Annotated in this window: 12 protein-coding genes; 8 read left to right on the top strand and 4 right to left on the bottom strand. The window is 36.4% G+C overall.

Annotation, left to right across the window (positions count from 1 at the left end):
- The first annotated feature begins 11 nt into the window (after positions 1–11).
- From AACV33_RS20120 to AACV33_RS20110, 3 genes are all read left to right on the top strand, one after another.
- A complete protein-coding gene (locus AACV33_RS20120) occupies positions 12–377 on the top strand; it encodes a hypothetical protein (protein ID WP_017023252.1) in 366 nt (121 codons plus the stop codon).
- Between the two features lie 128 nt (positions 378–505).
- Positions 506–1510, top strand: coding sequence for a response regulator (locus tag AACV33_RS20115; protein ID WP_026025598.1), 1005 nt, complete (start codon positions 506–508; stop codon positions 1508–1510).
- Positions 1511–1948, top strand: a complete 438-nt coding sequence (locus AACV33_RS20110; protein WP_012551924.1) for a PAS domain-containing protein — start codon at positions 1511–1513, stop codon at positions 1946–1948.
- A 44-nt stretch (positions 1949–1992) separates the two neighbouring features.
- On the opposite strand, the gene AACV33_RS20105 is transcribed toward AACV33_RS20110, so the two are convergent.
- Both AACV33_RS20105 and AACV33_RS20100 read right to left on the bottom strand, forming a co-directional pair.
- Entirely contained in the window at positions 1993–2301 is a 309-nt protein-coding gene (locus AACV33_RS20105) for a DUF496 family protein (protein WP_012551925.1), read from the bottom strand.
- A 100-nt stretch (positions 2302–2401) separates the two neighbouring features.
- On the bottom strand, positions 2402–2815 hold the full coding sequence (locus AACV33_RS20100) for a bactofilin family protein (RefSeq protein ID WP_012551926.1): 414 nt from the start codon (positions 2813–2815) through the stop codon (positions 2402–2404).
- Between the two features lie 155 nt (positions 2816–2970).
- Here AACV33_RS20100 and AACV33_RS20095 point away from each other — a divergent pair, with 155 nt between their 5' ends.
- Positions 2971–3636, top strand: coding sequence for a YceH family protein (locus AACV33_RS20095; RefSeq protein WP_017023250.1), 666 nt, complete (start codon positions 2971–2973; stop codon positions 3634–3636).
- The gene (locus AACV33_RS20090) at positions 3636–3920 is read left to right on the top strand and encodes a GIY-YIG nuclease family protein (protein WP_017023249.1); all 285 of its coding nucleotides are present in this window, start codon (positions 3636–3638) and stop codon (positions 3918–3920) included. The genes AACV33_RS20095 and AACV33_RS20090 overlap by 1 nt, the downstream gene beginning before the upstream one ends.
- Here AACV33_RS20090 and nadE read toward each other — a convergent pair.
- Entirely contained in the window at positions 3917–4747 is an 831-nt protein-coding gene (nadE, locus tag AACV33_RS20085) for an ammonia-dependent NAD(+) synthetase (RefSeq protein WP_017023248.1), read from the bottom strand. The genes AACV33_RS20090 and nadE overlap by 4 nt on opposite strands.
- Before the next feature lie 163 nt (positions 4748–4910).
- Here nadE and AACV33_RS20080 point away from each other — a divergent pair, with 163 nt between their 5' ends.
- A complete protein-coding gene (locus AACV33_RS20080; protein ID WP_017023247.1) occupies positions 4911–5420 on the top strand; it encodes a nicotinate-nicotinamide nucleotide adenylyltransferase in 510 nt (169 codons plus the stop codon).
- A 6-nt stretch (positions 5421–5426) separates the two neighbouring features.
- Positions 5427–5939 carry a hypothetical protein gene (locus AACV33_RS20075; protein WP_012551931.1) on the top strand — a complete coding sequence of 171 codons (513 nt, stop codon included), beginning with the start codon at positions 5427–5429 and terminating at the stop codon, positions 5937–5939.
- A 31-nt stretch (positions 5940–5970) separates the two neighbouring features.
- On the opposite strand, the gene AACV33_RS20070 is transcribed toward AACV33_RS20075, so the two are convergent.
- Entirely contained in the window at positions 5971–6591 is a 621-nt protein-coding gene (locus tag AACV33_RS20070) for an AraC family ligand binding domain-containing protein (protein WP_017023246.1), read from the bottom strand.
- A 183-nt stretch (positions 6592–6774) separates the two neighbouring features.
- Here AACV33_RS20070 and AACV33_RS20065 point away from each other — a divergent pair.
- The coding region (locus tag AACV33_RS20065) for a 1-acyl-sn-glycerol-3-phosphate acyltransferase (RefSeq protein ID WP_182700594.1) at positions 6775–7543 on the top strand (769 nt) is incomplete at its 3' end.

Genomic DNA, 7543 nt, shown 5'->3' with positions numbered 1-7543 from the left:
TTGAGGTTTATATGAAATTATTACTTATATTTTTAGTATCAACTCTTGGTGGCGTCGCCGCGGCCGAGCATTTTCATTCGTTTATTTTAGGATTAAGCATCGCAACATTAGCGGTTGGCTGTTGTCATTGGTTTGCATTTCGAACGACGAAATATCCACAGCTTGCTATGTTAATGTTAGTGTTAGGTCTATTTGCGAAAATGACAGTGACTATAACTGGTGTTGTCATTGGAATGAAAGCTGAATTAATTAGCTCACCATTCATTTTTGCAGTGTCGTATTTATTCTTCTCTATTGTTGCCACTTATCTTTGGTTCAAAATTAGAGACGCAAAAATTTCAGTGCCATTACTTAAAAAGTACGTAAAAACAGCGTAACTGAGTAAAAATCGAATCAATAGAAAAGGAGCTTAGGGCTCCTTTTTTTATTTACCTATAGTGTACCGTATCTAAGATTATTAATAATTGATATAGTATTGATAGTTTTATTTAAAAAGGTAACACAGATGGCTATATCCATCCTGATTTGTGATGATTCAGCATTAGCTCGAAAGCAATTAGCTCGAGTTATTCCTCAATCGTGGGGAGCAAATATTCAATTTGCAATGCATGGATGGGATGCAATCAACCAACTTGAATCCTCTTCTTTTGATCTTCTTTTTCTTGATCTTACTATGCCTGAATTGGATGGTTATGGGACTCTTGAAGAAATTAATTCCCGAGACATTAAAACACAAGTTATCGTTGTCTCTGGTGACATACAACCTAAAGCTCAAGAGAAAGTATTAGCATTAGGTGCAAGAGCATTCATAAAAAAACCAGTAGATAAAGCAACACTTTTATCTACGCTTAAGTCTTTGCATATCACACCAGAAAGACCGCAAAGTTATGTACCTGTTCAGGTAAATAATGCTCAATTACGACGTCGTGACGTCTATTTAGAAGTTGCCAACGTAGCAATAGGTCGAGCTGCTGATTCATTAGCTCGTCATTTTGATGTATTCGTTAATATGCCATTACCTAATGTAAACTTATTTGAAATGAGTGAGCTTCAAATGACGCTAAGGCATTTAGCGAGTAACGAACATATGTCAGGGGTTTGCCAAGGATTTAGCGGTGAAGGTATTGCTGGAGAGGCGTTAGTCTTATTAAGTGACTCTAGTGTATCCGATTTAACGAAATTGATGGACTACCCAGAAACCGATTCTGATAGTTTAGAACTTGAATTATTAATGGATGTTTCTAATATTTTGGTTGGTGCTTTTCTTAAAGGGATTGGAGAGCAAGCGGAAGTCCGATTTTTTCAAAGCGCTCCCGTGTTGCTTGGCCAGCATGTATCGGTAGACAGTGTCGTTGAATCAACCAAAGGAACCTTTAATAAAATAATGTCTTTTGAAGTTAGCTATAATATCGATGGTACTGATATAAAATGCGATATGTTGCTGATGATTGTAGATGAATCATTGCCGATTTTAGATAATAAATTAGCGTATTTACTGGATGATGAATAAATGAATGGTATTCCTGCAGAGTTTGAACAATTTCATTGGATGGTTGATATTGTACAAAATGTTGATGTCGGTTTAATTGTTGTAGACAGAGAGTTTACGGTTCATTTATGGAATGGATTTATGACACACCATAGCGGTAAGCAATCGCATGATGTGATGGGGAAGTCTCTTTTTGATGTTTTTCCTGAAATTAACGAAGCTTGGTTTAGAGCGAAATCTAAGCCAGTGTTTGAGCTTGGCTCTCGAAGTTTTGTCATTTGGCGTCAAAAACCGTACCTTTTTCATTGTCGCAATGTTCGTCCAATTACCCAACAAACAAAATTTATGTACCAAAACGTCACATTAAATCCGATGAGGAGTACAACGGGAGAGATCAAATCGATGTTTCTAGCTGTTGAAGACGTGACCGCTGAAGCTTTAGCTGAAGGCATGAAATAAAAATGGAGGCATTAGCCTCCATTTTTTATTAATTCAGTAAAATATTACTTATTTGCTTTTTTATCTGCTTCCGTTAAATCACGGATTTTACGGCTGATGTCACGGCGAGATTTTGAGATCTCAGCACTTTTAATGATGTGGTCGTCAACACGATCTTCGTAATCACCTTTCATGTTTTGAACAATAGTAATTACTTCAGCAGTAGTCATACTTGGGTCAATATAATCAAGCATGTTTTCTAATAGTACAACACGCTTTTGGTTATCACGGATTTTCTTTTGGTTATCTTGCAATTCACGTTTCAGTTTGTTTTTACGACGTGCTTGGTTGATAATTTCGAATACGTTGTTCATTTTAAACTTCCTATAATATTCAATAGCTACTTTCTTGATTAAATCACAAATGTAATAGCGAAAACAATAACAAGATCAATACTGTGTTAAAAAAACAAAATTACGCTATAGATTCTACATTATCTTGCGTTTTTAGCTTTTCTTTTGAAATAACTTTAGATACTTGTTCTACGATTTCAATTTCACGATTTTCACCGATCAATAAACCGCCTTTCTCAATAGTAAGTTGTTGAGTTTGCATCGTTCCTTTAAACTTACCTTGAGTTTGAATGCTGACTTCATTTCCTTGGCACATTCCTTCAACTAATCCGTTGATAAGAACTAAGCCTCCTTTAATCTCACCCTGAACGCGGCCAGTCGGCGTCACAATGACTTCAGCATCCGTTGTAATATTACCTTGAACAAACCCATCAATTTGAATGCTTTGATCAGATTCAATATTACCGATAACTCGGCAACCTTTTGCTATGATGGATAAAGAGGATGAGGAAGAGCGACTACTAAAAAGGCCCATGGTTATTTCTCCAATTGATATTAATCTAACGAAGGAATACTATCATGGATATTAAGAGGTTAGATTACTAATTCAATGCTAATACAGTGATTTGCTTGCAGGCTTCGCATTTTATGCCGTGTAATGGTTATATTTACGTCAGAAGGAATTAACAAATGAGAATATTCAATCAAACCGAGATCCGCATTATAGGTTGCCTTATCGAGAAAGAGGTTACCACCCCTGAGCAATATCCATTAACACTGAATGCACTAACAACAGCATGTAATCAAAAAAGTAACCGTGACCCTGTCACATTGATGTCTGATTCGGATGTTTTAGATAGTTTAAATACATTAGTGTCAGAACGTGTGGTTACGGATGAAACTCGTGGAAATTCAAGAGTGGCAAAATACCAACATCGTTTCTGTAATACGGAGTTTGGTAGTTTAAAATTGTCAAAACAAGAAATGGCTGTATTGTGCGTTCTTTTTTTACGCGGACCTCAAACACCAGGGGAACTGCGTACTCGAACCCAACGTTTATGTGAGTTTGATAATGTCGCAGAAGTCGAGTCCGTATTAACGACATTAGGCTTAAGTGAAGCATCTCCAATGGTGACTAAGTTAGAAAAAGAACCAGGTAAGAGAGAAGCACGCTATGCCCATTTATTTTGTGGTGAGGTTTTTAATGATGTCACTGTTGTTGATAAAACAAACGTGGCTAACCATTCAAACTCAACAGAGAATGATGAGCGCATCACTTTGTTAGAATCTGAAGTTGCGGAGCTAAAAGCCGAAATGGCTCAGCTGACTCAACTAGTTAATGATTTATTAGCATAATGAAAACAACTGATTCACCTTGGTTTATCTACTTAATTAGAACCAAATTAAATACACTATATTGTGGTATCACAAATAATATAGATCGTCGTTTTCTGGCTCACCAGCAAGGGAAAGGGGCTAAATATTTAAAAGGGAAGGGGCCATTACAATTGGTATGGTCTTATGAAGTAGAAAATAAATCCTTGGCGTTAAAGTATGAATATCGAATAAAAAAACTGACTAAAGCTTCAAAAGAAGCGTTAGTCAGTGATCAAAGAGCGTTACCTAGTATCAATGATTAATCATAAATAGTTGGGATAGGTTTGCGCTTATGCTGGGACGTTTGATAGATTTTAATTAATCTAGCCTCTGCCTCAGCATCAATTTTTTTGCCTTCTAAGAAATCATCAATTTCATCATAAGTGACAGATAATGCATCTTCATCGGCTTTCTGTGGTGCTAATTCTTCAAGATCAGCCGTTGGTACTTTCTTTACTAATTGTTCTGGTGCGCCAAGCTCTGCGGCAACGTCTCTTACTTGACGCTTATTTAATCCAAATAAAGGAGCTAAGTCACAAGCACCATCGCCAAATTTTGTATAGAATCCGGTAATGTTTTCTGCCGAATGATCCGTCCCTAATACCAAACCACCGACATAGCCAGCCACTTCATATTGAGCAATCATACGAGCTCGTGCTTTTACGTTACCTTTTACAAAATCGATTTTATCATTTGCGGTAGGCAGTAAACCAGTATGAGCTAAACCAAGATGGTTTGCTTTATGTAAACCGTCAACGCCGTCTTTAATATTGATACTAATTGAATGTGTTGGTTTAATAAACTCAAGAGCTAATTGTGCTTCGTCTTCGTCTTTTTGAATACCATAAGGAAGGCGTACCGCAATAAATTGGTAATCAGCTGAATTCGATTCTTTATTTAATTCATTAACGGCTATTTGAGCTAAGCGTCCACATGTTGTTGAATCAACACCGCCACTGATCCCCAAAATCAGTGATTTGCATCCTGATTGTGTCAATGTGGATTTGATAAAATCAACACGGCGTTGAATCTCACTAAGGGGATCAATTGATACCTTAACTTTCATTTCTTCAACAATCTGTTTCTGCATTCTCATTCCTTTCAAATCATTCATTGGAGTTGTGATTACGAGTAATTAGTCCTAATATAATACTGAATTTAAAGAATTAATAACAGAGTAATGAGCTAATGCATAGTGATTGACAAATTTTTCACTTATGCTGATTAATAATAGTATCAACATCGAGTAATATATGAAAATAGCGGTATTTGGTAGCGCCTTTAATCCACCATCATTAGGGCATAAAAGTGTCATTGAACGCCTTAGTCATTTTGATAAGGTGCTATTAGTCCCAAGTATTTCTCATGCTTGGGGGAAAGAAATGCTTCCTTTTGACACTCGTATTGACATGGTGTTAACTTTTATTGATGAATTTAATAGTAATGTAGAGTTGTCTTGCATCGAAAGTGAGCTCTACGTTCCAAAACAAAGCGTAACCACATTTTCTTTACTGACTTATCTTCAAGAAAAAAATCCAGACGCCGATATAACCTTTATCATCGGACCAGATAATTTAATGAAGTTTAGTCAATTCTTTAAAGCGGATGAAATAGCAAAAAAGTGGAATGTAATGGCTTGCCCTGAAACCTTGCCAATACGAAGTACAGACATAAGACATGCCATAAAAAATGGTCATGACATAAGTCACCTAACAACCAAAGGTGTGAGTCAATATATTAAGGCTCACCAGTTATACGAGTAACGCGTGATGAAAAAACAAGTTGGTTTTTTTAGTTTAACCCTGCTTCTGCCTATTGAATTGAGTGCAGAAGAAAAAGCAACTTGTTTGCAAGACAGTTATGCCTCTTATTCACGCGAGGTTTACTCGTCATCGTCTACTTGTTTGATACCTCTTTTTGAAGTAAATCAATTTATTAGCCAGTTATACGATATTACTAATCAGTTAGAGTCTGAGCTTTTTGAAGAAAGTTATTGGGATAAATGGGAATACAGTAGTGGTGAAGAACCTTACCCATTACTTACCGGTTATCTTAGTGACAGTGCTGTCGGGTTTACGGTTTGGCAACCAGAAGAGTATTACGACAAAAAGATAGAAGAATTTGATTCTTATACCGATTGGATTGAAAGCCATGGATTACAGCTTAGTTTGGCTTTTGGTGGAGAAGAAAAGGGTAACGAACCTAGGTTTAGAATTGATTATAGATGGCATGAACAAGTGGATGACCAAGTGTTCATGCAATTTGAAATTCCTTTTCAATAATCATCGACTTTATTACGAACGTTACTTTTTCTTATAGAAAAATACTGAATGAGCTGTTCATTGCTTGTATGTCATCAGAAAAGTAGCGCTTTGCTATCATCACGTCTTTCGCGCCTGATTTTCGCATTTTATCAGCCTCTCTTACTTTTAGCATTAATGCCATTTCAGCAGAGATAACATTACTTTCATTTGTCGTTTTTTGGTCGCTTAATACGCTAATGTAATTATTAACCTGCATTGATTCTTTAGACACATCAGTGTGAAACGTTGCCAGTAACAACTCATCTTGAATCACAGCCAGTAAGCGTTGTTCTTGTTGTTCATTTAATGAGGCTGTGAACAATTTCTCTATTAACGCGTTAAGCAAACTTGTTTGGCTAACAAAGCCACCTTGTGTCGGCAAATCTTCGCGAGTTCGAATAGAAAAAGCAATGTGAGCAATTTGAGAGTTTGGAACAATAGTGATTGAAGTTAAAGAATCAAACGGTAACCAAAAAAACTCTCCAGCTGATACTACGTATTCCCATTTCCCTAAACGGATGAGAGCGGTGCCTGTATTGACATAAACCAGTTCATAATAGTTTTTCTTCTTACGAGCGGTATAAAAAAGCTGTTCGTATGTTTTTGAGTGGAATGTGATTGCGCTTTTCATAAAAACCTCTTACTTTGAAGTCCGTCACTTTACTGCTTTCCGCTAAAAAATCAAAGTATTCTAAGAATTTAACCTATATTATGGCCTGAATGGTACGACCTCTTAAATAGATCACGTACAACAGAGATAAAATCGAGTAGAATACGCGCTTATTAATTCTGTTCGGTAATCATAAGTACCCACATGACCACACAAGATATCTATCAAGAAATTCGCCCGTATAATGACAGTGAAGTCCCTGAGGCAATTGAACGTTTAATTTCTGATGATGAATTCATTAATGCTATTTTGCATTATAAGTTTCCTTCGGCATCCAAAATTTTGTTTTGGTTTCTCGCGCCTTTAATTCGTTGCAAACTTCGTCGTAGCCTTTCTAAGATCAAAACAGTTGAAGATGTACAGCTGCAAGTGGCGACTTATCTCAATAAAACAGTAAAAAATACCACGGATGGGATCACCTACAGCGGTATTGATAAGTTAGATTCAAATAAAGCCTATTTATTTATCTCTAACCACCGTGATATTGCAATGGACCCAGCCTTGATGAATTGGGTTCTATACAACAATAAGATGCAGACAGTACGTATTGCTATTGGCGATAACTTGCTTAAAAAAGCATGCAGTACTGAATTAATGAAATTGAATAAGAGTTTCATTGTTAAGCGTTCAGCAAAAGCCCCTCGCCAGATGTTAAAAGCGCTTAGCTTACTCTCTTCTTATATCAAGCATTCTCTTGAAACAAATAATTCAATTTGGATTGCACAAAAAGAAGGTCGAGCTAAAGATGGGAATGACTTTACTGATGCTGCAATTTTAAAAATGTTTCATGTTGAAGGTCGTAAACGTAAAGAAACTTTTTCTGAATATATGAATGGGTTGAATATCGTTCCTGTGTCTATTTCATACGAAAATGAACCTTTGGATATTCAAAAAGCAAAAGAACTAAATGCAG

Source organism: Aliivibrio sp. SR45-2 (assembly GCF_963890165.1).
Lineage (GTDB): Bacteria > Pseudomonadota > Gammaproteobacteria > Enterobacterales > Vibrionaceae > Aliivibrio > Aliivibrio salmonicida.
The sequence above is the reverse complement of the archived record's forward strand: the minus strand, read 5'-3'. Positions and strand labels throughout refer to the sequence as shown.

Excerpts from the sequence above, each read along its gene's own strand:
- AACV33_RS20120 (WP_017023252.1), top strand. The coding sequence starts at position 12 with ATGAAATTATTACTTATATTTTTAGTATCAACTCTTGGTGGCGTCGCC.
- AACV33_RS20115 (WP_026025598.1), top strand. The coding sequence starts at position 506 with ATGGCTATATCCATCCTGATTTGTGATGATTCAGCATTAGCTCGAAAG.
- AACV33_RS20110 (WP_012551924.1), top strand. The coding sequence starts at position 1,511 with ATGAATGGTATTCCTGCAGAGTTTGAACAATTTCATTGGATGGTTGAT.
- AACV33_RS20105 (WP_012551925.1), bottom strand. The coding sequence starts at position 2,301 with ATGAACAACGTATTCGAAATTATCAACCAAGCACGTCGTAAAAACAAA.
- AACV33_RS20100 (WP_012551926.1), bottom strand. The coding sequence starts at position 2,815 with ATGGGCCTTTTTAGTAGTCGCTCTTCCTCATCCTCTTTATCCATCATA.
- AACV33_RS20095 (WP_017023250.1), top strand. The coding sequence starts at position 2,971 with ATGAGAATATTCAATCAAACCGAGATCCGCATTATAGGTTGCCTTATC.
- AACV33_RS20090 (WP_017023249.1), top strand. The coding sequence starts at position 3,636 with ATGAAAACAACTGATTCACCTTGGTTTATCTACTTAATTAGAACCAAA.
- nadE (WP_017023248.1), bottom strand. The coding sequence starts at position 4,747 with ATGCAGAAACAGATTGTTGAAGAAATGAAAGTTAAGGTATCAATTGAT.
- AACV33_RS20080 (WP_017023247.1), top strand. The coding sequence starts at position 4,911 with ATGAAAATAGCGGTATTTGGTAGCGCCTTTAATCCACCATCATTAGGG.
- AACV33_RS20075 (WP_012551931.1), top strand. The coding sequence starts at position 5,427 with ATGAAAAAACAAGTTGGTTTTTTTAGTTTAACCCTGCTTCTGCCTATT.
- AACV33_RS20070 (WP_017023246.1), bottom strand. The coding sequence starts at position 6,591 with ATGAAAAGCGCAATCACATTCCACTCAAAAACATACGAACAGCTTTTT.